Source organism: Kribbella sp. NPDC043289, from assembly GCF_056436705.1.
Genome location: NZ_JBWKCB010000001.1, coordinates 846,911 through 871,555 on the forward strand (window position 1 = coordinate 846,911; position 24,645 = coordinate 871,555).

At 69.0% G+C, this 24,645-nt stretch carries 23 protein-coding genes; 14 read left to right on the plus strand and 9 right to left on the minus strand.

Annotated features, from left to right (window positions below):
* Positions 1–42 precede the first annotated feature (42 nt).
* From AC0662_RS03925 to AC0662_RS03935, 3 genes are all read left to right on the plus strand, one after another.
* Positions 43–2,520 (plus strand): X2-like carbohydrate binding domain-containing protein, encoded by a 2,478-nt coding sequence (locus tag AC0662_RS03925; RefSeq protein WP_478298341.1) that lies wholly within the window; start codon positions 43–45, stop codon positions 2,518–2,520.
* A 167-nt stretch (positions 2,521–2,687) separates the two neighbouring features.
* Positions 2,688–3,626, plus strand: coding sequence for a GTP-binding protein LepA (locus AC0662_RS03930; protein WP_452200499.1), 939 nt, complete (start codon positions 2,688–2,690; stop codon positions 3,624–3,626).
* Entirely contained in the window at positions 3,623–4,210 is a 588-nt protein-coding gene (locus AC0662_RS03935; protein WP_452200497.1) for a TetR/AcrR family transcriptional regulator, read from the plus strand. Before AC0662_RS03930 ends, AC0662_RS03935 begins: the two co-directional genes overlap by 4 nt.
* A gap of 64 nt (positions 4,211–4,274) precedes the next feature.
* Here the strand turns inward: AC0662_RS03935 and AC0662_RS03940 are convergent, their stop codons facing one another.
* Positions 4,275–5,075, minus strand: coding sequence for an NPP1 family protein (locus AC0662_RS03940; RefSeq protein WP_452200495.1), 801 nt, complete (start codon positions 5,073–5,075; stop codon positions 4,275–4,277).
* A gap of 185 nt (positions 5,076–5,260) precedes the next feature.
* On the opposite strand from AC0662_RS03940, the gene AC0662_RS03945 reads away from it, so the two are divergent.
* The 3 genes from AC0662_RS03945 to AC0662_RS03955 all read left to right on the plus strand — a co-directional run bounded on the left by AC0662_RS03945 (position 5,261) and on the right by AC0662_RS03955 (position 7,835).
* Positions 5,261–5,686 (plus strand): PRC-barrel domain-containing protein, encoded by a 426-nt coding sequence (locus AC0662_RS03945; RefSeq protein WP_452200493.1) that lies wholly within the window; start codon positions 5,261–5,263, stop codon positions 5,684–5,686.
* Between the two features lie 98 nt (positions 5,687–5,784).
* Complete coding sequence (locus AC0662_RS03950) at positions 5,785–6,558, plus strand: SDR family NAD(P)-dependent oxidoreductase (protein ID WP_478298345.1); 774 nt, start codon at positions 5,785–5,787, stop codon at positions 6,556–6,558.
* Positions 6,555–7,835 (plus strand): wax ester/triacylglycerol synthase domain-containing protein, encoded by a 1,281-nt coding sequence (locus AC0662_RS03955; protein ID WP_478298347.1) that lies wholly within the window; start codon positions 6,555–6,557, stop codon positions 7,833–7,835. Before AC0662_RS03950 ends, AC0662_RS03955 begins: the two co-directional genes overlap by 4 nt.
* On the opposite strand, the gene AC0662_RS03960 is transcribed toward AC0662_RS03955, so the two are convergent.
* On the minus strand, positions 7,791–8,993 hold the full coding sequence (locus AC0662_RS03960) for a PucR family transcriptional regulator (RefSeq protein WP_452200488.1): 1,203 nt from the start codon (positions 8,991–8,993) through the stop codon (positions 7,791–7,793). The genes AC0662_RS03955 and AC0662_RS03960 overlap by 45 nt on opposite strands.
* A 142-nt stretch (positions 8,994–9,135) precedes the next feature.
* On the opposite strand from AC0662_RS03960, the gene hpnC reads away from it, so the two are divergent.
* The 7 genes from hpnC to hpnH are packed head-to-tail and all read left to right on the plus strand — an operon-like array spanning position 9,136 to position 17,583.
* Positions 9,136–9,969: a squalene synthase HpnC gene (gene hpnC / locus AC0662_RS03965; RefSeq protein ID WP_478298349.1), complete on the plus strand. Its 834-nt coding sequence runs from the start codon at positions 9,136–9,138 to the stop codon at positions 9,967–9,969.
* Positions 9,966–10,838: a squalene/phytoene synthase family protein gene (locus tag AC0662_RS03970; RefSeq protein WP_478298351.1), complete on the plus strand. Its 873-nt coding sequence runs from the start codon at positions 9,966–9,968 to the stop codon at positions 10,836–10,838. The genes hpnC and AC0662_RS03970 overlap by 4 nt, the downstream gene beginning before the upstream one ends.
* Positions 10,835–12,187, plus strand: a complete 1,353-nt coding sequence (hpnE, locus tag AC0662_RS03975; protein WP_478298353.1) for a hydroxysqualene dehydroxylase HpnE — start codon at positions 10,835–10,837, stop codon at positions 12,185–12,187. The genes AC0662_RS03970 and hpnE overlap by 4 nt, the downstream gene beginning before the upstream one ends.
* 14 nt (positions 12,188–12,201) lie before the next feature.
* Complete coding sequence (locus AC0662_RS03980; protein WP_478298355.1) at positions 12,202–13,212, plus strand: polyprenyl synthetase family protein; 1,011 nt, start codon at positions 12,202–12,204, stop codon at positions 13,210–13,212.
* Entirely contained in the window at positions 13,209–15,128 is a 1,920-nt protein-coding gene (shc, locus tag AC0662_RS03985) for a squalene--hopene cyclase (RefSeq protein WP_478298357.1), read from the plus strand. Before AC0662_RS03980 ends, shc begins: the two co-directional genes overlap by 4 nt.
* Positions 15,125–16,585: a 4-hydroxy-3-methylbut-2-enyl diphosphate reductase gene (ispH, locus tag AC0662_RS03990; protein WP_478298359.1), complete on the plus strand. Its 1,461-nt coding sequence runs from the start codon at positions 15,125–15,127 to the stop codon at positions 16,583–16,585. Before shc ends, ispH begins: the two co-directional genes overlap by 4 nt.
* A 2-nt stretch (positions 16,586–16,587) precedes the next feature.
* Positions 16,588–17,583, plus strand: coding sequence for an adenosyl-hopene transferase HpnH (hpnH, locus tag AC0662_RS03995; protein WP_452200510.1), 996 nt, complete (start codon positions 16,588–16,590; stop codon positions 17,581–17,583).
* On the opposite strand, the gene AC0662_RS04000 is transcribed toward hpnH, so the two are convergent.
* Together AC0662_RS04000 and AC0662_RS04005 are read right to left on the minus strand one after the other, a co-directional pair.
* Positions 17,580–18,773, minus strand: coding sequence for an MFS transporter (locus tag AC0662_RS04000; protein WP_452200474.1), 1,194 nt, complete (start codon positions 18,771–18,773; stop codon positions 17,580–17,582). The two genes, hpnH and AC0662_RS04000, sit on opposite strands and share 4 nt — an antisense overlap.
* Positions 18,773–20,128 (minus strand): ADP-ribosylglycohydrolase family protein, encoded by a 1,356-nt coding sequence (locus AC0662_RS04005; RefSeq protein WP_452200472.1) that lies wholly within the window; start codon positions 20,126–20,128, stop codon positions 18,773–18,775. The genes AC0662_RS04000 and AC0662_RS04005 overlap by 1 nt, the downstream gene beginning before the upstream one ends.
* A gap of 35 nt (positions 20,129–20,163) precedes the next feature.
* Here AC0662_RS04005 and AC0662_RS04010 point away from each other — a divergent pair, with 35 nt between their 5' ends.
* Positions 20,164–20,730 carry a putative glycolipid-binding domain-containing protein gene (locus AC0662_RS04010; RefSeq protein WP_452200471.1) on the plus strand — a complete coding sequence of 189 codons (567 nt, stop codon included), beginning with the start codon at positions 20,164–20,166 and terminating at the stop codon, positions 20,728–20,730.
* On the opposite strand, the gene crcB (AC0662_RS04015) is transcribed toward AC0662_RS04010, so the two are convergent.
* The 5 genes from crcB (AC0662_RS04015) to AC0662_RS04035 form a co-directional block, all read right to left on the minus strand.
* The gene (gene crcB / locus AC0662_RS04015) at positions 20,731–21,099 is read right to left on the minus strand and encodes a fluoride efflux transporter CrcB (protein ID WP_478298362.1); all 369 of its coding nucleotides are present in this window, start codon (positions 21,097–21,099) and stop codon (positions 20,731–20,733) included.
* The gene (crcB, locus tag AC0662_RS04020) at positions 21,096–21,578 is read right to left on the minus strand and encodes a fluoride efflux transporter CrcB (RefSeq protein ID WP_478298364.1); all 483 of its coding nucleotides are present in this window, start codon (positions 21,576–21,578) and stop codon (positions 21,096–21,098) included. Before crcB (AC0662_RS04020) ends, crcB (AC0662_RS04015) begins: the two co-directional genes overlap by 4 nt.
* A 124-nt stretch (positions 21,579–21,702) precedes the next feature.
* Positions 21,703–23,310: a molybdopterin dinucleotide binding domain-containing protein gene (locus AC0662_RS04025; protein WP_478300188.1), complete on the minus strand. Its 1,608-nt coding sequence runs from the start codon at positions 23,308–23,310 to the stop codon at positions 21,703–21,705.
* Positions 23,307–23,504, minus strand: a complete 198-nt coding sequence (locus AC0662_RS04030) for a hypothetical protein (RefSeq protein ID WP_478300221.1) — start codon at positions 23,502–23,504, stop codon at positions 23,307–23,309. The genes AC0662_RS04025 and AC0662_RS04030 overlap by 4 nt, the downstream gene beginning before the upstream one ends.
* A gap of 117 nt (positions 23,505–23,621) precedes the next feature.
* Positions 23,622–24,560, minus strand: coding sequence for a hypothetical protein (locus tag AC0662_RS04035; RefSeq protein ID WP_452200463.1), 939 nt, complete (start codon positions 24,558–24,560; stop codon positions 23,622–23,624).
* Positions 24,561–24,645: the final 85 nt, after the last annotated feature.

Here is a 24,645-nt window from a genome sequence, read left to right on the forward strand (position 1 = left end):
CAATATCCTATCCGATTCGGTTCTCTCAGAGAGGTCACCGCCATGACCAGATCCGTTCGGAGCAGGGTGTTGCGGGCCGCGCTTGCCGGTCTCGTGGTCGCCGGGCTGCTGCCGGCAGGTTTGAGTACGTCGACAGCAGCACCGGCCCATACCAGCGCGACCGCCACGACCGCCACGACAACCGCGACGACCCCACTTGCCGGTCCGGCAGGTGACACAGCGGCTAGGCCCTACATGGGCTGGAGCAGCTACAGCATGCAGGTCTACAACCCGAACGGCGGCAGCTGGATCACCGCGGACCAGCTGATCAAGCAGTCCGACGCGATGCACACCAAGCTGCAGCCGTACGGGTACAACTACATCAACATCGACGCCGGCTGGAACGACGGGATGGACGCCTACGGCCGGCCGACGCCGAGCAAGAAGCTCTACCCGAACGGCCTGCAGGCGGTCATCGACCACATCCACGCGAACGGCCAGAAGGTCGGGCTGTACGCGATCCCGGGGATCAGCAAGGCGGTCATCGACGCCAAGCTCCCGATCTACGGCGCCCCGGAGTGCACCACCGCGGACCTGCCGGTGCTGCCGCTGCAGAAGGGCGACTACTGGGGGATCGGCTACCGCATCGACTTCTCCAAGCCGTGCGCGCAGAAGTACGTCGACTCGATCGCGGACCTGTTCGGCTCCTGGGGGCTGGACTTCCTGAAGTTCGACAGCGTGACCCCCGGCTCGGGGATCAGTGACCTGTCGGTCGACGCCCGTGACGACGTGAAGGCGTGGTCACAGGGGCTCGCCCGGCACAAGATCTGGCTCGAGATCTCCTGGGCGCTCGACATCAACTACGCCGACTACTGGAAGCAGTACGCGAACGGCTGGCGGATCGACTGGGACGTCGAGTGCTACTGCACCGGCACCGCGCTGACCGCGTGGCCGAACATCAACCGGTTGTTCCCCAAGCTGGCCGACTGGTGGCGCCACGCTGGGCCGGGCGGCTGGAACGACCTCGACTCGCTCGACGTCGGCAACGGCCAGATGGACGGTCTCACCAAGGACGAGCGTCGTACGGCGGCCACGCTGTGGGCGGTGTCCGCGGCGCCGATGTACATCGGCAACGACATGACCAAGCTGGACTCGTACGGTCTCGACCTGCTCACCAACCCCGAGGTGATCGCGGTCGACCAGGCCGGCCGCCCGGCGCAGCCGCTGTCCACGAAGACCAACCGGCAGGTGTGGTTCTCGCTGAACCCGGACAGCTCGTACACCGTTGCCCTGTTCAACCTTGGTCAGACCGACGCCGACATGACGGTGAACTTCGCGGACCTCGGCCTGAACGGTCCCGCGAAGGTGCGTGACCTCTGGGCGCGCAAGGACGTCGGTTCGTACGACGCCAGCTTCACCGCGCAGAACGTACCGATCCACGGCGTGCGGCTGCTGAAGGTGACGCCGCAGAAGAACGCGGCGATCAGCGTGAACGACGACGACCTGCGGGTCACGTACGACGGCTCGTGGCAGCGCAACAACAACTACGAGGTCCCGGCCGTCTCGCAGGCGCTGACCGTGGGTGTGACGGACTCCTCCGCTCAGTCGAAGGCGGCGGCGAAGACTGCCGACGTCGCGACGCGGACCGTTGAGATCAACAACAACAACTCGCAGATCGTCTACACCGGCAACTGGAACTACAGCTCCGGCCGTGGGCTCGGTGACTACCAGGACGACGTGCAGTGGACCGAGGGCAACAACGACTCGTTCTCGTACCAGTTCGTCGGGACCGGCGTCGACTACGTGACGGAGACCGATCCCGGTCAGGGCGACGTCGACATCTACATCGACGGCGAGCTGAAGCAGACCGTGAGTACACGCATCGATCCGGCGGAGGGGCACAACAAGCCGCAGCAGGTCGTGTACAGCATCTCGGACCTGCCCAACGGCACGCACACGATCCGCGGGGTGAAGAAGTCCGGCCAGTTCATGCTGCTCGACAAGCTGAACATCCGGCAGGAGAGCCTGCTGAACCCGGACACGGCGGCCTTCGACAAGAACGCCCCGGCCGATGTCAGCATTCAGCTCGGGCGCGACCCGGGCGAGCTGGCCGGCATCTCGAAGGCGGGTCAGGACCTGGTCGCGGGCACCGACTACACGATGACTGGCGGCACGGTGACGCTGAGCAAGGCGTACCTCGCGACGCTGCCGGTCGGGAACACGTCGCTGGACTTCCGGTTCCGTGGTGACTACCGCGACGACATCCACTCGACGAAGGCGGACGGTGCCGCGGTCAACTTCACCTTCACCGGTACGGGCGTCCAGTGGATCACCGCACTGGCTCCGGACCAGGGAGACGCCGACGTGTATGTCGACGGCAAGCTGGCCCAGCGGGTGAACCTGCACAACGACACCCGGGTGACGGCCAAGCAGGCGTTCAGCGCGACCGGCCTGAAGAACGGGCCGCACACCGTGCGGATCGTCAAGGTCAACGGCGACGTACTCCGCAACGACACGATCCGCTACACGATCGCGAAATAGTTCGGGCACCAATACAACTGCGGGTGGTGGTCCTTCGGGATCGCCACCCGCAGGCGTATGTGCACGGGCTCACACCGAAATAAACTGACTGATCAGTCAGTCACCTGGTTATTCTGGAGCCCGGGGGCTCGAGCCCGCATCTCCGTCCTTGGAGCGAGGTTCCGCGTATGTCGTTGAGCGATGTCACCACATCTGTCAGGTCGCGCCGGGGGCGCCGCCGGGAGGACTCACGGCTGGCCGACCACGTCGACCGTCTCGGCGAGGAGCACCCGCCGATCCCGCTCGACAGTGTCGACTACACGATGAACAATCCGGACGTGCTGGCCGAGCAGTTCGGGTCCGTGCTGGCCTACATGACCCGGGTCGAGCTCGAGGTCGAGCGCAACGTGCTGGAGCTGAACATCCTGCTGCCCGACCCGCCCGAGGTCGACAAGCACTTCTACGCCGACGTGTGGATGCCGCAGGAGACCCGGCACGGGCAGATCCTGGACAAGCTGCAGGAGCTGATCGGCGTGGACCCGCACGATCCGAACCTCGCCGACGTCTCGTTCAGCTACAAGTTCCTCGGCGCGCTCGGCCGGGTGCGCGGCATCCAGGACATCAGCCGGATGCTGTACTACCTGACCGGGCTGGCTACCGAGCGCTCCGCGGTCATTGCCTACAACAAGTTCCACACCGGGCTGCTCGAGCTGGGGGAGCGGGCGATCGCGGCGACTGTGATCGCGCCGATCCGGCGCCAGGAGCCGGGTCACTTCGCGTATTACCAGATGGCCGCGCAGCAGTTGTGGGACCAGCTGTCGGGCTGGCAGAAATGGCTGACACGCGGGCTGCGGAAGCGTACGTTCGAAGTGGTGGGCGCCTACAACAAGCGCCAGGTGGCGGAGTTCGGTGACGTGATGGACGCGCTGAAGATGAGTGACGGCGGCGAGGCGGAGCTGCGGGAGTACGCGCGGCAGGTCGGGCGGGCCGAGTACGAGCTGATGTTCGCGCACCGGCGCGGGCTCCGCGTCCCGGACTACGTGTTCAAGTCCCTGCGGCGGGCCGCCGAGCTCGCCGCCGACCGGAAAGGTGAGGTCTGGCCCGCCGCCCAACCAGCAGGATCATGACCGCACCGGCGCACGCGCGCCACACCAAGCGGCAGGTCATCATCGAGACCGCCGAGCGGTTGTTCGCCGAGCACGGGTACGACGCCACGTCGACGGCCCGGATCGCGCACGAGGCCGGCGTACCGTCGGGGCTGGTGTTCTACCACTTCGCGACGAAGCTCGACCTGCTGCTCGCGATCGTCCAGGAACGCCCGGCCCCGAGCGAGGTACTGCGTTCCGCGGCCCGCGGCCGGACGGTACGCCGCCGGTTGCGGGCGATCGTGGCGACGATGGCCGAGGAACTGGAGCACGACCGCGCCGCGCGCATCATCGTGTTCCGGGAGGCGCAGGCCCGGCCGGAGATCGCGTCCCGCGCGGCCGAGCTGTTCGCCGAGGCGACCGAGACGGTGGCCGACGTACTCGCTGGGGCGAGTGACGTGGTGGCCGATCCGGCGCGGGTGCAGGCGGCGGCCGAGCTCGTGGTCAGCCGGGTGTTCCTCGACACGCTCGCGCTCAGCCAGGCCGACACCGCCACGAACCGGCACGCGGCGATGATCGACCTGATCGCGGAGTCGCTGACCTGCGGTGGACGCGCCCAGACCTGACTGCGCCAGACCTGACTGCGCCAGACCTGAATGAGCCTGGCCTGAGTGCGCCCACCGGTGGTCGTCAGGCCCAGGGGTCGAACGGGATCCCGGACGGCTTGGACGCGTTCAGCAGGTTGCGGAACCGGTCGCCGGAGTCGGTGATCTTGATGGTCGCGGAGCCGAAGTCGGCGGTCATCAGGGTGTCGCGCAACGACGTACTGGGGTAGCCGTCCCAGCCGACGAGCGGCGGGTAGCGCCAGTCGTGGTAGTGGTTCTCCGGCGGCTCGTCGTTGGTGTTGGCGAGCCGGAAGAAGTGCGTGCTGGCGCCGTCCTTGTGGTAGACGACCTTCGGGTGCGAGCCATCGAAGCGCACCTGCGAGCGGGTGTAGGTGACCTGGCTGGAGTGCTGCGTGGTGCTCACGTACTCGACCTGGTTGGAAGCCTGGTTCACCCAGGAGATGACGTGCTCCCAGTCGTGCCGGTGACCGCCGAGGCTGCTACCAGGTACTGCCTGGTCCTTCTCGAAGTAGCTGGCGTACACGATCGCGCACCAGCCGTTGTTGCACTTCGAGCGGGCGTAGGTCTGGGAGTTGTCGAGGTCGGACTGGTCACGGCAGTTGCCGTTCACGGCGCCGGTCGGGTTGAGACCGGGGTTGAGCGTGCCGTCCGGTCCGATGGCCGGGGTGGCGTAGCAGCCGTCGGTGTCGTAGTCGTAGGCCGGCGAGAACGACTGCTCGTACCCGCCCGCGTTCTGCGGGAGGTTCGGCGGCGGGGCGGCGTACGCCAGCGCGGCCGAGGTGACCATCAGACCGGTGGTTCCGAGTACGACGCCGAGCAGCCGGCGGACGCGGCGCGGACGAGGAGGCGGGGCGGAGTCCTGCATCGATCGCTCCTTCGGGACTTACTTCAGGGCGGAAAACAACGACACGACAATGACAGCACCGGTGCACGATCGCCTATACGTCACGTGGCTACAGGTTGACGGTGCGTGAACGTCCGGGCCCGGCGCGCGTGCGAATGGCGGGCGGGGCGCGTGGGTACCCGGAGGTCTCTTGGAGGTGGCACACCATGACCGAGAAGGAACCGCTCGGCCTCGTTCGGATGGACGACACGGACCTGACGCTCGCGAAGACCGAGGACGATGTCCGCGGCCTGACCGTGGTCGGCTCCGACGGCGACGAGATCGGCAAGGTCCGCAGTTTGTTCGTCGACGCCGACGAGCGCCGGGTCCGGTTGCTCGACGTCGAGTCCGGCGGACTGCTGGGGCTGGGCGCTGAGCACCGGCTGATCCCTGTCGACGCCGTCGTGAAGGTGTCAGACGACCAGGTCACGATCGGCCGGACCCGCGCCGAGATCGCCAAGGCTCCCGGGTACGATCCGGACCTGGCAGAGCTCCAGCCTGCCGACGACCTCAACGATGTGTACGGCTACTACGGCATGACCCCGTTCTGGACCCCGGGTTATCGCTATCCGGGCTTCCCGTTCCGCGGCTGAGTTCCCTCACCTGACGGAGTAGTTGCCGTCAGCACCCGGCGACGGTGGTGCCGTGCCACCGTCGCCGGTAGGGTGCATCCTGGGGTGGGGAGGGTGCGATGCGACTGGACGGCAACGTTGCACTCGTCACCGGCGGTTCGGCGGGCATCGGGGCGGCGGTGGCGGAGCGACTCGCGGCCGCGGGCGCTCGGGTGGTCGTGCACGGCCGCGACCATGAGCGGACCGCAGCGGTTGCGGCACGGGTCGGGGGAGTGCCGGTCGTCGGTGATCTCGCCGAGCCCGACGTGGTGGCCGACGAGGCGCTGCGCGCGCACGGGCGGGTCGACGTACTCGTGGCGAATGCCGGGGTCGGGTGGTCGGGGCCGTTCGTGGAGATGCGGGACGAGGAGATCGATCGGCTGGTCGCAGTCGATCTGCTCGCGCCGCTGCGGCTGGTCCACCGGTTCTTGCCGCTGATGGTCGAGCGGGGGAGCGGCCACATCGCGCTCGTCGGCTCGGTTGCCGGGCGGACCGCGGTCGCGGGCGAGGCCGTGTACGCCGCCACGAAGGCGGCTGTCGACATCTTCGGGGAGAGTCTGCGGCTGGAACTTCGCGGTACCGGCGTCACCGTGAGTCTGACGGTCCCGGGCGTTGTCGACACCGGGTTCTTCATGGCGCGCGGCCGGCCGTACGACCGCAGGCTTCCCCGGCCAGTGCCCGCCGCGGACGTCGCGCGGGCGCTGGTCGATGGCATCGCCAACGATCGGGCGGAGGTTTGGGTGCCGGGGTGGTTGCGCGTCGCGCCTGCCGTCCGCGCGGTTGCCCCTGGCGCGTACCGGCGGCTCTCCGCGCGTTTCGGGGCGCAGGTGGAGTCGCGGAAGGAGTTCCGGTGAAGGGCATCGTCGTACCGTCGGCCGATGCGTTCTTCCTGCACATCGAGCGGACCGGCGCGGCTCAGCATGTTGGCGGGGTGGTGATGCTCGAGCCGACCGATCAGCGGCCGTCGATCGACGAGATCCGCAAGCTGGTCGGAGACGGGTTCGCCCGGCTGCCGCGGATGCACCAGCGGCTCGCGCCGTCGTCCGAGTGGCGTCGGCCGCGCTGGATCGAGGCCGGCGACGTCGACCTGGATTGGCACGTGATCGAGTACCGGTCGCCGGACGGCGTACCCGGGCTGCTGCGGTTCATCGGCGACATCGCCGAGCAACCGATGCCACGGGACCGACCGATGTGGCGGATCGTCAGGGTTCGCGACGTCGGGCCGGGCGGGGCCGATGCCCTGGTGGTGCTTGTGCACCATTCGATTGCCGACGGCATCGGAACGGTGCTGCAGGGCCTCAGCCTGTTCGAACCCCGTCCCACGCTCACCATGCCGTCCGGCGCCGGGCCGGGTCGACTCGCCCGCGCGGCAGCAGTGACCGTGGGCCTCGCACAACTCGCGACCGACGGCACCTCCGCACCGCTGCCACCAGGATCGTTGCGCCGCGACTTCGGCGTCGCCGCAGTCGAACTGGACGTCGTACGACGAGTCGCGACGGCACGCGGCGTCCGAGTCACCGACCTGCTCCTCGCCCTCCTCGCCGACGGCCTGTACGCCGTTTCGCCCGCGCTCCCGCAGCCGGTGCGTGACCGGATGCGGTTCTCGGTCACCACGATGGTGCGGACGCCCGAGAGCTCGGCGGAGGGGAACGCTACGGCGGCGATCATGGTGGAGGTGCCGGTCGACGGACGTCCGTTCGACGAGTTGCTCGCCGAGGTCTCGCGGCGGACCGAGCGGCTGCGCCGGCCGACCCGGGCGCTGGCGTCCCGGTTCGTGATGGCGACCGGACTGCGGGTGGTTCCGGAACCGTTCGTCCGGTGGTTCGCGCGCACCGTCTACGGGCCACGGTTCCTGCACGCGGTGGTGTCGAACATGCCCGGACCGACGATCCCGCTGACGTTCGCCGGCGTACCGCATCGTTGTGCGTACCCGATCCTGCCGTTGGTCCCGGGTACGCCGCTCGCTGTGGGCGCGCTCAGCTGGTCGGGCGTACTCGGGATCGGGCTGGCGACGGATCCCGAGCTGGTCGACGGGCCGGCGCTGGCGGCGTACCTCGATCGTGTCTTGGAGAGGTTGCGTCGCGAGTCAGGGGCCGGGCCACTCCAGGGCGAGGAAGAGACGAGCGCGTGACTCGGGGTCGTCCAGGCGGTCGCCGTACAAGGCCCTGAGCCGCGCCATCCGGTAACGCACCGTCTGCGGGTGGATGCTCAGTTCGTGCGCGATCGCCTGCCGGTCACCGAAGTGCCGCAACCAGCTCGCCAGCGTCTCGGCGAGCCGCTCCCGCGCGGCCACGGTCTGGCCGGCCAGTGGCGCGAGCATCTCCTCGCGCAACGCTGCGACCAGCGACTCGTCCCGCCAGACGATCAACGCGTCCAGATGCTCGTCCGCGAAGACAGGGTCATCGGTGAGTACGCCGGTCCGCCGCAGCCGGACCGCGATCCGCGCGATCTCCAGACTGCGCGGGAGCTGCTCCGGCGCGACCGAGTTGCCGATCACCGCTCCGCGTCCGGCGAGGTCCCGGCTGAGCTGCAGCCGGCGCCCCGGACCGGACGGTTCCGGAACGATCGCACCGATCAGGACTCCGTTGCGACGGATCGGCAGGGCGCCTGGTTCGAGGCGGGCGACCAGCGTGCTGGGTGGTTCGTCTTCACCGTCTCGGTAGATCACGACCGCGGCCGTCGCCGGAATCCGCCAGGCCGCCTGCGACGCTGCTGTCTGGATCGCCTCGCTGCCGGCGCGGCCGGACAGCAACAGGTTGGCCAGTTCCTCGCGGCGCCGCTCCCGCGCTATCGCGTCGTCGATCTGCTCCTGGAGGTATCCGTTCGCGGCCGAGAAGGACAGCTGGTTGACGAATACGAACACCGAGTCGGCGAGTGCGGCGAGATTGTCCGGCGCGAAGTCCAGTTGGAGTGCGGTCGCGGCGACGTGCCGCCACGCGACCCGGGCGCCGAGCTGGAACGCGGTGAGCAGCCGGGTCAGATCGTTGCCCTCCTGCAGCTGCCGGCGGCCGATCTCCTCGAACACCCGCCGGACCGTCTCGTCCGCGAGGTCGAGCGCGCGGTCGACGGTGGTGCGGTCCGGGCTGTTCAGGTTCGCGATCGACATGTCCAGCAGGCGATGCACGAACAACGCGGCGGGTTTGACGACCGCGTCCCGGTCGGCGTCGAGGAACGCCGCGTAGTCCGGCCAGTGTTCGGCCAGTCCGTCCCGCACCTCGGCGACCAGCGCGGGCAGTCCGTCGAGCAGCGCTTCTTCAAGACTCGCGCGATCGAAAGTCGTGATGGTCATGCCTGCCAACCCCCTTGACGGCAGCTGCCCCCCTCGAAGGCAACTGTCCGCTCCAAGGCAACTGTAACTCCGTGACAAATTCTCCCCGGCCGAATGTTCTCCACCGGGGCAGAGTTGGCAGGAAACCGCTTCGGATCATGGAATGGTGCATCCAGACGGACTGCAGAAGGAACTGGGCAGGAAGGAGCGGGGCGAGAACTTCCCGGTCGCGCTGAAGTTCTTGCCCTCCGGACATCGAGAAGCGCTACACGCTGTCTACGGTTACGCCCGCACGGTCGACGAGTTCGGCGACAGCCATCCGGGCGACCGTACGGCGGCCCTGCGCGCGTTCGCGACCGACCTCGACCGCATCTGGACCGACCAGCACCCGGAACACCCGGTGCTGCGTCGGCTGCTGCCCGTGGTCCGGGCGCACGAGCTGACCGCGGAACCTTTCCAGCATTTGATTCAAGCCAACCTGCAGGACCAGAACGTCAAGTATTACGAGACTTTCGAGGACCTGATCGAGTACTGCCGGCTGTCCGCGGACCCCGTCGGCCGGATGGTGCTCGGTGTCTTCGACGTGCACGACCCGGGGACCGAGCGGCTGTCCGATCTCGTCTGCTCGGCATTGCAACTGGTCGAGCACTGGCAGGACGTCGGCGAGGACTGCCGCGCCGGGCGGATCTACCTGCCACAACAGGACTTACGAAAGTACGGCGTCGCCGCGAGCGATCTCGAGCGGGATCGGGCGACGCCGCAGGTGCGCGCGCTGATGAGGTTCGAGACCGACCGGGCCGCGGCGATGCTCGACGAGGGGGCGGAGATCGTGCGACGACTGCACGGATGGGCGCGAGTGGCGGTGGCCGGGTTCGTGGCCGGTGGACAGGCGACGGTGTACGCGTTGCGCCGTACCGGGGGTGAGGTGCTGGCCGGACCGGCGCGGCCCTCGAAGGTGGACACGGTGCGACTGCTGATCCGGGCGGTGTCGCGATGACGTCGACTGTCGAGGCGGCGTACGACGCCTGTCTGGAGATCACCCGGAACGAGGCAAGGAACTTCTACTACGGCATCCGGTTGTTGCCGCCGCCGAAGCGCAACGCGTTATCCGCTCTGTATGCGCTGGCCCGGCGGATCGACGATATCGGTGACGGTGATCTTCCGTTGGAGGACAAGCGTTCGGCGCTCGTGCGGGTGCGCAAGGATCTCGGTCGCCTGGACGACGTGGACGAGCCCGTGTACGTCGCGGTCGCGGACGCCGCGCGTCGCTATCCGGTGCCGCTCGGCGCGTTCGAGGAGTTGGTCGCCGGGGTGGAGACGGATCTGGCCGACGTACGGATCGGTGACTTCGACGAGCTCGTCGTCTACTGCCGTCGCGTCGCCGGTTCAGTCGGGCGACTGTGCCTGTCGATCTTCGGCTCCGCGACGGCCGGCGCCGACGTCGAGACACTCTCGCAGTACGCCGACCAGCTCGGGATCGCCTTGCAGCAAACGAACATCCTGCGTGACATCCGCGAAGACCTGATCAACGACCGGATCTACCTCCCGGCCGACGAGCTCGAACGCTTCGGGGTCCGGATTGCCCTCGACGAGCACGGCAGGCTCGACGATCCGCAAGGCAGGTTGGCCGGCTACATCCGGTACGCCGCGGGTCGCGCGCAGGACTGGTACTCGCTGGGGTGGCGCCTGCTGCCGTACCTGGACTGGCGCAGCGGTGCGTCGTGCCGCGCGATGTCCGGCATCTACCACCACCTGCTGCAGCGGATCGGCGCAAACCCGGTGCTGGTGTACGACCAACGGTTGTCGTTGTCGGCGGGGGAGAAAGCACAAGTCGCGATCGTTTCGCTGGCGGGAGCCCGGTCGTGAGGCGGGTGGCGGTCGTTGGAGGTGGTCTCGCCGGGATCACCGCCGCGCTGGCGCTGGCTGATGCTGGATGCGAGGTCGTGCTGTTGGAGGGTCGCCCGAAGCTCGGTGGGCTGACCCACTCGTTCGAGCGTGACGGGCGCTGGATCGACAACGGCCAACACGTGTTCCTGCGGTGCTGTACGTCGTACCTGCGCCTGCTGGAGCGGCTCGGGGTGCGGGAGCACGTGTATCTGCAGCCGCGACTGGATGTGCCGGTACGCAGCGGAACGCGCCCCGGGGTCGGGCGGATCTGGCGCAATGGGATGCCGGCGCCGTTGCATCTTGGGCCCGCGTTGGCGACGTACCGCTGGTTGAGTTTGGCTGAGCGGGTTGCCGCCGTGCGGGGTGCGCTGGCGATGGGGCGCGTGGATCGGAACGCGGCGGCGACGGATGCGGAGTCGTTCGGCGGCTGGTTGGCTGCGCACGGTCAGGACGCTCGCGCGATCGAGGCGTTGTGGGAACTGATCGGCGTGGCGACGCTGAACGCGCGCGCCGATGACGCATCGCTGGCGGTCGCCGCGACGGTGTTCCAGATCGGTTTGCTGGAGCAGGCCGATGCCGCGGACATCGGGTGGTCGTTGGTCCCCCTGCAGCAATTGCACGGCGACGCTGCCCGGCGGGCGTTGGCGGCTGCAGGTGTCGGAGTTCGGGTGCGTGCCCGCGTGCGTGACCTGGCAGCTGCCGGTGGCGGATGGACGATTGGGGGCGAGCGGTACGACGACGTGGTACTTGCGGTCCCGCCCGACGAAGCCGCGCGATTGTTGCCCGACGATGCGCTGGATGTCCCCGGCGGTTGGTCCGAGGCGCTCGGCAGTTCGCCGATCGTCAACGCGCACCTGATGTTCGATCGCCAGGTCCTGGACGAGCACTTCGTCGCCGCCGTGGACAGCCCGCTGCAGTGGGTGTTCGACCGCGGCCTGAACGGTCGCGAGCAGTATCTCGCGGTCTCGTTGTCGGCGGCCGACGACCTGATCGCTGCCCCGGTGGCCAAGGTGCGGGACGTGCTGGTTCCTGCTGTTCGGCGGCTGCTCCCGGAAGCGGCCAACGCACGTGTGAGGGAGTTCTTCGTGACCCGAGAGCGACATGCGACCTTCCGACCGGCGCCAGGCACCGGTCGCTTCCGTCCTGGCGCGACCACTCGCCGGCCCGGGCTCCATCTGGCCGGCGCGTGGACCGCCACCGGCTGGCCCGCGACGATGGAGGGCGCGGTCCGCAGCGGCGAGGCGGCTGCCGCTTCAGTCCTGCGCACGCCCAGCAGGATCACCGGCCTCAAGCCCGCCGACGTGGTCGCGAAGGACGTGGTCTCGTGACCGCGGTGGAGAGGATGCTGGAGACAACGACGGTACCCGGGCTGCTCGCCCGGGGACGAGAGCTGGTGGACCCGCCGCTGCGGCAGGCGCTCGACCGGCTCGACGACCACAGCCGGCTGGTCGCGTCCTATCACCTCGGATGGTGCGACGAGGAAGGACAACCGGCCACCGGAGGTTCCGGCAAGGCGATCCGGTCCGGACTGACGCTGCTGGTCGGCGAGGCAGTCTGCGGGCAACCGGAACCGGCGGTGCCGGGTGGCGTCGCGGTCGAGCTGGTGCACAACTTCTCGCTCATCCACGACGATCTGATGGACCGTGACACCAAGCGGCGCCACCGGCGTACCGTCTGGGCGATCTGGGGTGACGCGACCGCGGTGCTCGTCGGTGACGCGCTCGCCTGTCTCGCCGACGAAGTACTTGCCGAGAGCAACACGCCGTACGCCGGGCCCGCGGGACACGCTCTCGCGATCGCCACCCGTGAACTGATCCGCGGCCAGGTGCTGGACGTCGCGTTCGAACGCCGGAACGACGTGACGTTGGCCGAGTGTCTCGACATGGCGGCGGGCAAGACCGGTGCGCTGCTCGGGGCGGCGGCCGAGCTGGGCGCGATCCTGTCCGGTGCCGATCGGACCACCTGCGAAGCGTTCCGCAGCTACGGGTGGGAGCTCGGCCTCGCGTTCCAGCTCGTCGACGACCTGCTCGGCATCTGGGGTACGCCGGAGAAGACCGGGAAGCCCGTCTTCTCGGATCTGTTCGCGCACAAGAAGACGCTGCCCGTCGTCTGGTCCCTCCAGTACGGCGGTGCGCCCGGCCGCGAGCTGGCGGCCTGGTTCGCGGACCCGGCGGACGACGCCGCGGAAGCTGCCGGGCTCGTCGAGCGCGCAGGCGGCCGGGAGTGGGCGCTCGCGGAAGCGGAGGAACGGGTGCGGAAGGCCGGGAAGGCACTGGACGCCGCGGGTATCGCGCCGGCCAACCGGGACCAGCTCGACCAGTTGGCCCAGTTCGTCGCGGAGCGGCAGCTGTGACGGCGGAGCGGGTGCCCCAAGAACGGCTCGAGCGACGGTTCGCCGAACGGACCGGCGTACAGGACTGTTTGGACGCGGCGGTCGAGTATCTGCGGTCGCTGCAGCACGAAGACGGCTGGTGGAAGGGTGATCTCGCGACGAACGTGACGATGGACGCCGAGGATCTGATGCTGCGGCACTTCCTCGGCGTCGCGTCAGCGCAGACCGATGCGGAGACCGCGCGGTGGATCAGGTCGCAGCAACGGGACGACGGGACGTGGGCGACGTACCCGGGTGGACCTGGTGACTTGTCGACGACGGTGGAGTCCTGGGTGGCGTTGCGGATGGCGGGCGACGATCCCGCGGCGGCGCACATGACGGGCGCGGCGGAGTTCATCCGCTCCGCCGGTGGTGTCGAGAAGGCGCGGGTGTTCACACACATCTGGCTCGCGCTGTTCGGGCTCTGGAAGTGGGACGACTGCCCGGACCTCCCGCCGGAGCTGATCTTCCTTCCGCGCTGGGCCCCGTTGAACATCTACAACTGGGCGTGCTGGGCGCGGCAGACGATCGTGCCGCTGACGATCGTGAGCGCGCACCGGCCGGTGCATCCGGCGGACTTCACGGTCGACCTGCTGCGCGCGGGTACGCCGTCCGCGCCGCTCGCATCGCCTTGGCGACTCGACGGAGCCTTCCAGCGGCTGGACGTCGTACTGAACTGGTACACCCGTCGCGGGGTGTTCAAGGGACTGCGGCGGTTGGCGATGCGACGGGCGACCGAGTGGATCGTGGCGCGGCAGGAGGCGGACGGCAGCTGGGGCGGGATCCAGCCACCGTGGGTGTACTCGCTGATCGCGCTCCGGTTGATGGGGTACCCACTCGACCATCCAGTGATGGAGGCGGGCCTGCGCGGACTCGAAGGGTTCACGGTCCACTCCGAGACCGCCGACGGGCCGGTGCGTTGGCTCGAAGCCTGTCAGTCGCCGGTATGGGACACCGGGCTCGCCGTCGCGGCGCTACTGGACGCCGGAGTGCCGGGTGACGACAAGTCGGTGCTCAAGGCAACGGACTGGCTGCTGACCGAGCAGATCGACGCGCCGGGGGACTGGCAGGTACGGCGGCCGGACCTGGTCAACGGCGGGTGGGCGTTCGAATTCGCGAACGACGGGTATCCGGACACCGACGACACCGCCGAGATCGTGCTCGCGCTGCGGCGGGTGGATCATCCCGAGCCGGCGCGGTTGCGGATGGCGCTCGACGACGCGGTCGCGTGGACGACCGGGATGCAGTCGGCCGACGGCGGGTGGGGCGCGTTCGATGCGGACAACACCGACACCACGCCGCTGAAGCTTCCGTTCTGCGATTTCGGCGCGGTGATCGATCCGCCGTCCGCCGACGTCACGGCGCATGTCGTGGAGATGCTGGCGGCTGAGGGACGGACCGAGTCGGAGGAGTGCCGTCGGGGCGTGCGGTGGTTGCTCGATGCCCAGGAGGTGGACGGATCGTGGTTCGGCAGGTGGGGGACCAATCACGTGTACGGGACCGGGGCCGTCGTACCGGCGCTGATCGCGACCGGGATGTCACCGCGCGATCCCGTCGTACGGCGGGCCGTGCGCTGGCTGGCGGAGCATCAGAACCCGGACGGCGGCTGGGGTGAGGACCATCGCTCGTACGTCGATCCGTCCTGGATCGGCCGTGGCGATTCCACACCGTCGCAGACCGCCTGGGCTCTGCTCGCGTTACTCCCCGCGGACGAGCGTCGTGAGTCCGTGGCGCGCGGGATCGGCTACCTAGTCGACACTCAGCGAGCGGATGGCGGTTGGGACGAGCACCGCTACACCGGCACGGGTTTCCCCGGCGACTTCTGCATCGGCTATCACCTTTATCGCTTGGTCTTCCCCATCTGGGCGCTGGGCCGCTACCTCGGGAGCCCGCGATGACGGCGACCGTCTACACACCACTGCTCGCCGAGTGGCTGGCCTTGCGAGGCGACCTCGCGACCTGGGTCATCCACACCGGTCGATCGAAAGGCAGATCGACCGAAGGCCCAGCGCTGGTCGCGGGCGTCGCCGGCGCGCTGACCAACGGCATCGCCGTCGGCGACGTGGTGGTGGCTACCGAGGTTCGGCACCGGCAGAGCGTCAAGCCATGTCGCGCGGCCGAGCTGGTCGCGGGAGAGCTGCGGCGGCTCGGGCTGACGGTCCACACCGGTCCGACCGTGACGAGCGATCACGTCGTCGACTCGCCCCGGGAACGCGGCGAGCTTGCTGCGAGTGGAGCGATCGCCGTCGACACCGAGTCGGGATTGCTGGCGGGCGATGACGGACTGACGGTCGTAGTTCGGGTGGTCGTGGATACGCCGTCGCGGCAGCTGCGGGGGATCGGGATGCCGCGCCGGGGAGCACAGGCTTTGAGACAGTTGCGACGGACCGCGCCGGGAATCGACGCGTGGGCCGCGGCGACGGGGGAGCGGGAGCTGCTGCTCGCCACACCGCGTTCGTTCTGCGCCGGCGTCGAGCGTGCCATCGAGACCGTCGAGCGCGCGCTCGAAACCTTCGGCGCCCCGGTCTATGTCCGTCGGCAGATCGTTCACAACCGGCACGTCGTCAGCGACCTGGAGCGCCGCGGCGCCGTCTTCGTCGAGGAAGTGGACGCAGTCCCGGAAGGCAGCCGCCTGGTGCTCGCCGCGCACGGCGTCACCCCGGCCGTCCGCGAGCAGGCAGCGGCGCGCAACCTTCACGTCATCGACGCCACCTGCCCACTCGTCGCGAAGGTCCACCAGGAGGTACGCCGGTACGCCGCCCGCGACCGCACCGTCCTGCTGATCGGCCACTCCGACCACGAAGAGGTCATCGGCACCGTCGGCGAAGCCCCGGACCACGTGATCGTCGTCGCCAACCCCGCCGAAGCCGAGACGGTCGAGGTGCCCAATCCCGACAACGTCGGCTACGCGATGCAAACCACTCTCGCCGTCGAGGGAGCCGTCGAGACGGCATCAGTACTTCGCCGACGCTTCCCGAACCTGACAGCTCCGCGCCGAGACGACATCTGCTACGCGACCAGCAACCGCCAGGCCGGCGTCCGCGCGATCGCCGAACGCTCCGACCTCGTAGTCGTCCTGGGCTCGCAGAACTCCTCCAACTCCCGACGCCTCGTCGAGGTCGCGGAGGCGGCCGGAGCCCACGCGGTCCTCGTCGACGACGCGGGCGAGCTCGAACTAGACCGCCTCGCAGGCGTACGACGTATCGGCATCACCGCCGGCGCCTCGGCCCCGCCGGCCCTCGTCGACGACCTGGTCCGCGGCCTGTCCGGACTCGGCCCGATCAGCCTCAGCGAGCACGGAAGCCTGATCGAGGACGTCCGCTTCGCGCTACCGAAAGAGGTGACTCAGCCGTGAGCATGCCGCTGCGGCAGTCCATCCGCCTGGGCGGATATCTGATGAAGCAGAAGCTCCGCCGCCGGGAGAAGTTCCCGATCCTGCTCGAGCTCGAACCGCTGTACGCCTGCAACCTGAAGTGCGCGGGCTGCGGCAAGATCCAGCAGACCCACGACTGGCTGAAGCGGCGGATGTCCGTCGAGCAGGCGGTCGCGGCGGTCGAGGAGTGTGGCGCGCCGATGGTGTCGATCGCCGGCGGCGAGCCGCTGATGCACAAGGAGATCGACGAGATCGTCCGGCAGTTGCTGGCGCGGAACAAGATCGTGTTCCTGTGCACCAACGCCGTCCTGCTGCCCAAGCACCTGCACAAGTTCACGCCGCACAAGAACTTCGCCTGGATGGTGCACATCGACGGGTTGCGCGAGCGGCACGACCAGTCGGTGTGCAAGGACGGCGTGTTCGACCAGGCCGTGGACGCGGTCCGGCAGGCGCAGGCGGCCGGGTTCCGGGTGATGACGAACACCACGTTCTTCGACACCGACAGCCCGCAGGACGTCATCGACGTACTGGACTATCTGAACGACGACCTCGGCGTGGACAACATGCAGATCTCACCCGGGTTCGCGTACGACAAGGCGCCCGACCAGGAGCACTGGCTCGGCCCGGAGGAGACCCGGCAGCTGTTCCGCAAGGCCTTCGCCGACGGCCGCCGGAAGAAGTGGCGGCTCAACCACTCGCCGCTGTTCCTCGACTTCCTGGAGGGCAAGGTCGACTTCAGCTGTACGGCGTGGGCGATCCCGCTGTACTCGCTCAAGGGCTGGCAACGCCCCTGCTACCTGATGGACGACGGGTACGTCGCGACGTACCAGGAGCTCCTCGACGAGACCGACTGGAGCACGTACGGGCGCGGCAAGGACCCGCGGTGCGCGAACTGCATGGCGCACTGCGGCTACGAACCGACCGCGGTGGTCGCGACGCTCGGCTCGCTGAGGGAGTCGATCCGCGCTGCCGTCAGCTAGACCTGTTCACGCATACTGAGGATCACGAAGGCGACGATCGCGAGCCCGGTCAGGCCGGCTGGGATGAAGAAGACGTGGGGGAGGCCGATCGCCGCGACGCCGATACCGCCGATGGTGCCGCCCATCGCGGAGCCGAGCGGGATCGCGCTGAGGAACACCCCGGAGGCGGTACCGACCCCTTCGGGGTAGAGACGCTGGGCGATCGAGACGCCGAGCGCGCCGACGCAGGCCCACAGACCGGCCGTCAGGGTCTGTCCGAGAAACAGGCCGGCGACCGACGTACTGAGCGCGTAGGCGATGTTTCCGCCCAGTCCGAGGATCGCGCCGACCGTCATCGCGCGCATCGCGCCGTACCGGTCGGCGAGCCGGGCCACCACGGGGAGCAGGGCCAGTTCGAGGAGCGGCTGCACGCCGATCACGACACCGCGCAGCGAGTCCGACACATGCAACTCTTCGGCCATGTAGATCGGCAGGTAGCCGAACTTGATGGTGTCACCCGTCATCGCCAGCACACAGACCGCGGTGAAGATCAGCAGCGGCATCATGTGGTCGATGCTTCGGCGTTCCACGGGCGTGTCGACGGGCGGAGCGTCGTACCGCTCGACCCGTTGGCGGCCGAGGGGGAGGATCTGGGCGAATACGCACACCGCGGTCGCGATCAGCAGCGCGCGCAGACCGAACACGCCGCCGAACCAGCTGCCGAACACCGGGCCGAGGATCCAGCCTGTCGTGAACGCCATCCGGATGGTCGCGATCACCCGGTTCTCGGAGCGGGTCGGGTGGCGGCTGAGTTCGTCGCGGCAGGCGGCGAACAGTTGCGCCATCGACCCGCCGGCGACGCTCAACGCCAGGACGCTGATCACGAACGGCATCCAGATCGCGTTGGTCGCCGCCATTGCGAACCAGCCCGCCGACCCGATGAGCGCACAGATCCGGAACCAGAGCAGACGGTCGTGACTGCGGTCGGACCAGCGCCCGACCAGGAATCCGGCGACCGGGGCGGCCAGGTTCGTCACGTAATACAGGCCGGCGACCGGGAGCGGCGTACCGAGGTCGCGGACGAGGAAGAGCGTGAACTGGGGCGTTGCCGCCGACACCCCGATACCGGCGATCAGCAGCGACAGGAACGCCGAGCGGTAGAACCGGGAGCGGAGGACGATGCCGAGCGCGGATTCGGACCGATCGAGCATCACTCGAGACCCTGTACGGCGAGGCGCACCGTACGGGCGGCGAGATCCGAGATCCGGGAGTTGTCGAAGCCGAACAGGGCCGAGCGGGTCCGGTCCTCCAGGGGTGCGATCAGGTGCTCGGGCAGGTCGCGGGTGCCGGTGAGGACGCCGAGGACCGAGCCGACGGTGGCACCGTTCGAGTCGGTGTCCCAGCCGCTCATCACCACCCGGCCGACCCCGGTGACGAAATCGCCGTCCGACCAGAGCAACGCGGCGGCAACGAGCGCCGCGTTGTTGATCGCGTGCACCCACGAGTAGCGCCCGTACCGCTGCTGGATCGCGGTGAGCGCGTCCTCCCAGGTGCTCCCGGCCGCATGCTGCGCGAGCACGTCCCTAATCGCCTCGGCCAGCCGAGACTGCGGCGGTACGACGGCCAGCGCCCGCTCGACCACCTCGCGCGGACCGGACGCCGTGAACGCCGACGCGACCAGCGCCGCCGCCCACATCTCGCCGTAGATCCCGTTCCCGACATGCGAGAGCGCCGCGTCCTGGTACGAGAGCCGCGCAGCCGCCCACGGGTCGCCGGCGCGCACGTACCCGAACACGTCGCCGCGGATCTGCGCACCGATCCACTCCCGGTACGGGTTCCGCCGCCGCGCCACCTCGGGCACCGTGAACCCGTTGACCAGGTTCAGGTACGCCGCTCGCTCGGCGGTGAACACCTGGCCGATCGGGAACAGCCGCGTCCACGCCACGCCGACGTCCGCGGGCCGCAACCCGGAGCCGTGCGTCTCGAGCAGGTGCAGCGCCAGGATCGCGTAGTCGATGTCGTCGTCCCGCGCCGACCCGTGGACGTTGCCGCGGGTCGTCTCCGGCCAGCACGCGATCAGCCGGAACCCGTCCGGCATCGGGTCCAGCACCGGCACGTAGTCCCGCAGCGGGTACGCGTCGGCCAGCGTGAGGTAGTCGCGAATCCGGTCCGACGTCCAGTAGTCACCCGACTCGACCGGCTTGCCGACGTTGCACCCCGCGATCCGCCCGAGCCACCCCGCCTGGATCTTGTCCGCCAGCTCCGCCTCCGGTACGCCGGAAGCCTCGGGCAGCGCGCCGAGCGTGTCCTCGATGTCGACGAGCTCGTCCGGTTCGACGTACCGCCAGCCCGGCGCCCGGGCCGCGAGCGACATCCGGTCCACCAGGTCGAGCACGGCCTCCCGATCGTTCGGGTCGGTCCGGTTCGCCTCGGTGACCAGCGCGTCGACGTCGTACCCCGTCTCGCGCCGCTGCCGAACTTCGTCGTACAAGAGGTTCACCGGTCGCATCGCGTCGTGGAACTGACTCGAGTACCCGGGCCCCAACTCCACCTGTCCGTCGGTCACGGGAACAGTCCATCATGTCCGGCTAGGGTCGCGTCATGGAGTTCCACGCGCTGCCCGCCGCCGCCTCGTGGACGCATGCCGGCGTTCGCGCCGGATTCGAGGTTCTCTTCACCGCTCCCGGCCGGCTCCGGGGCCGGACGTCGGCCCGCGAACAGGAGGCGACCTGGTACGTCGGCTACGACATCGCGGTGAACGCCGATTGGACGACCCGGACGGTGCGCGCGGTCAACTCGACGGCGGCCGGTGACCGCGAGGTCCGGCTCGAGCGGGACGGGATCGGCTGGACCGTCGACGGGGTGGCCCGTCCGGATCTCGACGACTGCCACGACGTGGACTTCGAGTCGTCGGCGGTGACGAACACCCTGCCGATCCACCGCCTGCCGTTCGTGGTCGGCACGCCCGTCGACATACCGGCCGCGTTCGTTCAGGCCGAGGATCTGAGCGTGCTGCGGCTCGAGCAGCGCTACACCCTGCTCAGCTCCGATGCGGACCGGCACGTGTTCCACTACCTGTCCGCCACCTTCGACTTCGAGTGCGAGCTGACCTTCGACGCCGCGGGCCTTGTCCTCGACTATCCGGGGATCGCCACCCGCGACCGCTAGCTAAAAGAGCGCCTGGCTGACGGCGGCCCCGAGGAAGACGCTGCCGAGGCCGGCGACGATGCTCGCCGTGACGTTGGCGACGGCCAGGAAGCGCGCGCGGTCCTCGAACAGCCGGATCGTCTCGTAGGAGAAGGTCGAGTACGTCGTGAGCGCGCCGCAGAACCCCATACCGACGAAGAGCTGGACCTCCTGCGGAAGCGCGGACGAAGCACCGGCCAGGAATCCCAGGACCAGCGAACCCAGGACGTTGACGCTGAACGTGCCCCACGGGAACGGCGAGTCGTGACGGGCCTGGACGGCGCGGTCGGCGACGTACCGCAGCGGGGCCCCGATCAGGCCGCCGGCGATCACCAGGACGAGCGCTGTCATCGCGTCCTCCAGGTGATCAGCGCGCGGGTCGCCGACACCGTGGCCCGTACCGCGAGCAACGCGCCGACGATCGTCGTGACGAGGTACAGCAGCGCGGTCCCGGCATGCTGACCCGTCACGAGCCGCTGGATGTCGACGGCGTACGTCGAGAATGTCGTGAACCCGCCGAGCACTCCGGTCCCGAGAAAGGGGCGCAGCAGCCGCTGCCGGGTCAGCACGTCGGTCACCACGACCATCAGGATCCCGATCAGTCCGCAGCCGACGACGTTGATCAGCAACGTACTCACCGGGAACCCGCCCGCCGGAGTCGGCCAGGCAAGCCCGACCAGGTAGCGAGCGGTCGCGCCGAACGCCCCGCCGATCGCGATCGCGCCGAGGATCACCGGGTCGTGCGCACGTCCCGCGCGGCCGTCGATCCGCAGATCGACGTCAGAATCGACCGGCCCCTTGGGCAGGGGTTCGACAGGGCGGTGCTCCACAGACAGGCCTCCTACCTGGACTGACCTCCCGGCATGACGCCGCGAGGTTACCTGGGTAGGGACTGTTGGCCACCGGATGGCGACAGTTCGGTCCGGCGAGCCCCACCGCCGGTCTAACGTCCGGTCATCCTACCGGTCGGTCGCGTGCGGGCGTCACGCGGACCCGGATGTTCTTCATGAGGGGCTGGTCACTCTGCGTGCTGTAGTCGTTCGCGGCGACGAGCACGTTCATCTCCGGCATGTACCCGGCGGCGTTGCCTCGTGGCAGGTCGTAGCGCAGAACGCGGTACTGGCGCAGTTCGCGCACCGACCCGTCTCGCGCGGTCGCAATGATGTCGACCAGAGCGCCCTGCTCGAGACCTCGGCTGCGCATGTCGTCCGGGTTCATCAGGATCAGGGTGCGGAGGTTCTTCACGCCGCGGTAGCGGTCGTTGTCGGAGTAGATCGTGGTGTTCCACTGGTCGTGCGACCGCATGGTCTGCAGGATCAGGACGTCGTCCTCAGCCGGAACCACGTCCGGCAGGTCGGCCGTGGAGAACTCGGCGCGCCCGCTCGGCGTGCGGAAGACGAGCTCGCGGGCGGGCTGCCGGAGCCGGAAGCCGAGGCGGTTGCGGACCCGGCGGTTGAAGTCCTCGAACCCGTCGAGGGCCTTGGCCATGATGTCGCGGATCCGGTCGTAGTCCTCGACGTACCAGGTCCACGGCGTCCGGGACGCGGGCAGCGTCGCCTGTGCGATGCCGGCGATGATCGCGGGCTCGGACAGCAGGTGCGGTGACGCCGGGCGTTTGTGGCCGGTCGACAGGTGCACCATGCTCATCGAGTCCTCGACCGACACCGACTGCGGCCCGCCGGGCTGGACGTCGATCTCGGTGCGGCCGACGCACGGCAGGATCAGCGCGTGGCGGCCGTGGACGAGATGGCTGCGGTTCAGCTTGGTGCTGACGTGGACGGTCAGGTCACACGACCGGAGTCCCTCGGACGTCGCCACGGTGTCGGGCGCAGCGAGGACGAAGTTCCCGCCCATCCCGACGAACACCCGCACCGCCCCGGTACGCATCGCGGCGATCGTCCGGACGGTGTCCACGCCGTGCTCGTGCTGCGTGATGCCGAGACACCAGCTGAACAAGGTGCGCCGCGAGCGCGAGTAGATCGTCGCCGCCTGCCGGATGTCCGCCTCCGACAACCCCGACTGCTTCTCGAGGTCCGCCCAGTCGGTCTCCTCGCACACCTTCCGGTACGCCGCGAAGCCGTCGGTGTACCGCTCCAGGAACACCTCGTCGAGCGCCTTGTCATCGGTGCGTGCTTCCTCGAGCACTGCCTTCGCGATGCCACGCAGCAGGGCCAGATCCCCGCCGACGCGCACCTGCAGGTTCAGGGTGCCGGTCCGGGTGGCCTTGAACAACGCCATGTCGACGAACTCGTGCGGCACGATCGTCCGCCCGGCCGCGGCCTCGATGAGCGGGTTGACGTGCACGATCTGCGCGCCGCGGCGGTACGCGTCGGACAGCGCGGTGAGCATCCGCGGGGCGTTCGACGCCGCGTTCACACCGAGCACGAAGATCGCTTCGGCGTTCTCCCAGTCGCGGAGGTCCGCCGTACCCTTGCCCGTGCCGAGGGCGGCCTGGAGGGCGCGGCCGGAGGCTTCGTGGCACATGTTGGAGCAGTCGGGCAGGTTGTTCGTCCCGTACTCGCGGGTGAACAGCTGATACAGGAAGGTCGCCTCGTTGCTCAGCCGGCCGGAGGGTCCTCGTGGTTCATCTTCAACATCGCCCGCGGCCCGGACAGTACGGCGTGTTCGCGGCCGAGAACCGAGGCCACGGACTTCGCCGCACCCCAGCCGGCGGACGGGTGCTGGTAGTCCTGCTGCGACCACTCACCGTCGGCCGCCGGCCCGTCGCCGCCGGAATTCGCCGTGTCGTCGGTCATGTGCCGTTCCCTCCGCCAGGGGTCGCGTACTAGGCACGAGTCTGCACTTACCGCCCGTCGAAGTCACAGCACACCGGGGCCGGCCGCAGCAGCGCGGCCGGCCCCGGATCAGATGTTTCAGCCGTTCAGTACGTCGTACTTCGGGGCGATCCGGAAGTACTGCGGGTCGGAGAAGGTCAGCGGGACCTTGCCCAGACTCTTGATCGCCGTGGCCGTGCCGTTGGCGTGCCCAACGGCGTACAGGTAACCGGACTTGGTGTCCCGGTCGATGCCGAGCAGCAACGTGCCGTTCGCGCCGCACTTGGTCGCGATCAGCTGCTCGAAGCCCTGCCAGGTCGACCCCCGGACGACCTTGCTGGAGGCGGGGCTGAGGTACTTCGTCGGCCAGTTGACCGTCACCAGGGCACCGGACCGGGTGGTGGCCAGGAAGGTCTCCGACATGTTCGTGCGGTTGATCAGTGCGATCCCCTTGACCGTGCTGAGTCCGCCGACGCCGGCGGTCACACGCCAGCCGCTGCCGTCGGAGATCCAGCGCGTGGTGCTGCCGTTGGTGCTCTGGCCGTACAGCAGGGTGCGGGCCGGGTCACCGGCGTTTACCGGCTGCAGGACCGACTGCTCGATCCAGCGGTAGTTCGCCCAACCGCCCCCGACCCGGAGGTTGTTGTGCGGGTAGTGCGGGTCGAGCTGGCTCTCGCCGTCGACCACGAACGAGCTCGAGTACAAGGCGCCGCCCATCACGGTCAGCCCGGACCGCGCCTCCAGGCTGCCCGCCAGCGGCGTACCGACGACGGTGGTGATGTGCTGGACCTGGTTCGCACCGAACACCCCGGCCGTGCCACGGACGCCGCCGACGGTGATCGGCGCGGTGGCATTGATCATCCGGCTGGTGAACGCCCCGGTGGACGTCACCGACCCGAGCCGCAGCGCGCACGCCGCGGTGGTCGCCGTCGTGCTGTCTGCTGCCGACGACTTGGCCTGCGCGGACGGCACCATCGCCGCTCCGAGTCCCAGCGCGAGCATGCCGGCCGAGGCCAGACCTACGGTCTTACGAAACATCTCGATCGTCCTCCCCAATGCCGCGGAGGCACCCCAGCCTCCGTCGTACCGCATTGGATTCCGGCTGCCGCCGAAAAGTTCACAG

Excerpts from the sequence above, each read along its gene's own strand:
- AC0662_RS03980 (WP_478298355.1), top strand. The coding sequence starts at position 12,202 with ATGCTGGAGACAACGACGGTACCCGGGCTGCTCGCCCGGGGACGAGAG.
- AC0662_RS04010 (WP_452200471.1), top strand. The coding sequence starts at position 20,164 with ATGGAGTTCCACGCGCTGCCCGCCGCCGCCTCGTGGACGCATGCCGGC.
- AC0662_RS03925 (WP_478298341.1), top strand. The coding sequence starts at position 43 with ATGACCAGATCCGTTCGGAGCAGGGTGTTGCGGGCCGCGCTTGCCGGT.
- AC0662_RS03930 (WP_452200499.1), top strand. The coding sequence starts at position 2,688 with ATGTCGTTGAGCGATGTCACCACATCTGTCAGGTCGCGCCGGGGGCGC.
- AC0662_RS03950 (WP_478298345.1), top strand. The coding sequence starts at position 5,785 with ATGCGACTGGACGGCAACGTTGCACTCGTCACCGGCGGTTCGGCGGGC.
- AC0662_RS04030 (WP_478300221.1), bottom strand. The coding sequence starts at position 23,504 with ATGACCGACGACACGGCGAATTCCGGCGGCGACGGGCCGGCGGCCGAC.
- AC0662_RS03945 (WP_452200493.1), top strand. The coding sequence starts at position 5,261 with ATGACCGAGAAGGAACCGCTCGGCCTCGTTCGGATGGACGACACGGAC.
- ispH (WP_478298359.1), top strand. The coding sequence starts at position 15,125 with ATGACGGCGACCGTCTACACACCACTGCTCGCCGAGTGGCTGGCCTTG.
- hpnC (WP_478298349.1), top strand. The coding sequence starts at position 9,136 with ATGGTGCATCCAGACGGACTGCAGAAGGAACTGGGCAGGAAGGAGCGG.
- AC0662_RS04035 (WP_452200463.1), bottom strand. The coding sequence starts at position 24,560 with ATGTTTCGTAAGACCGTAGGTCTGGCCTCGGCCGGCATGCTCGCGCTG.
- crcB (WP_478298362.1), bottom strand. The coding sequence starts at position 21,099 with ATGACAGCGCTCGTCCTGGTGATCGCCGGCGGCCTGATCGGGGCCCCG.
- AC0662_RS03940 (WP_452200495.1), bottom strand. The coding sequence starts at position 5,075 with ATGCAGGACTCCGCCCCGCCTCCTCGTCCGCGCCGCGTCCGCCGGCTG.
- hpnH (WP_452200510.1), top strand. The coding sequence starts at position 16,588 with ATGCCGCTGCGGCAGTCCATCCGCCTGGGCGGATATCTGATGAAGCAG.
- AC0662_RS04000 (WP_452200474.1), bottom strand. The coding sequence starts at position 18,773 with ATGCTCGATCGGTCCGAATCCGCGCTCGGCATCGTCCTCCGCTCCCGG.
- AC0662_RS03970 (WP_478298351.1), top strand. The coding sequence starts at position 9,966 with ATGACGTCGACTGTCGAGGCGGCGTACGACGCCTGTCTGGAGATCACC.
- AC0662_RS03960 (WP_452200488.1), bottom strand. The coding sequence starts at position 8,993 with ATGACCATCACGACTTTCGATCGCGCGAGTCTTGAAGAAGCGCTGCTC.
- AC0662_RS03935 (WP_452200497.1), top strand. The coding sequence starts at position 3,623 with ATGACCGCACCGGCGCACGCGCGCCACACCAAGCGGCAGGTCATCATC.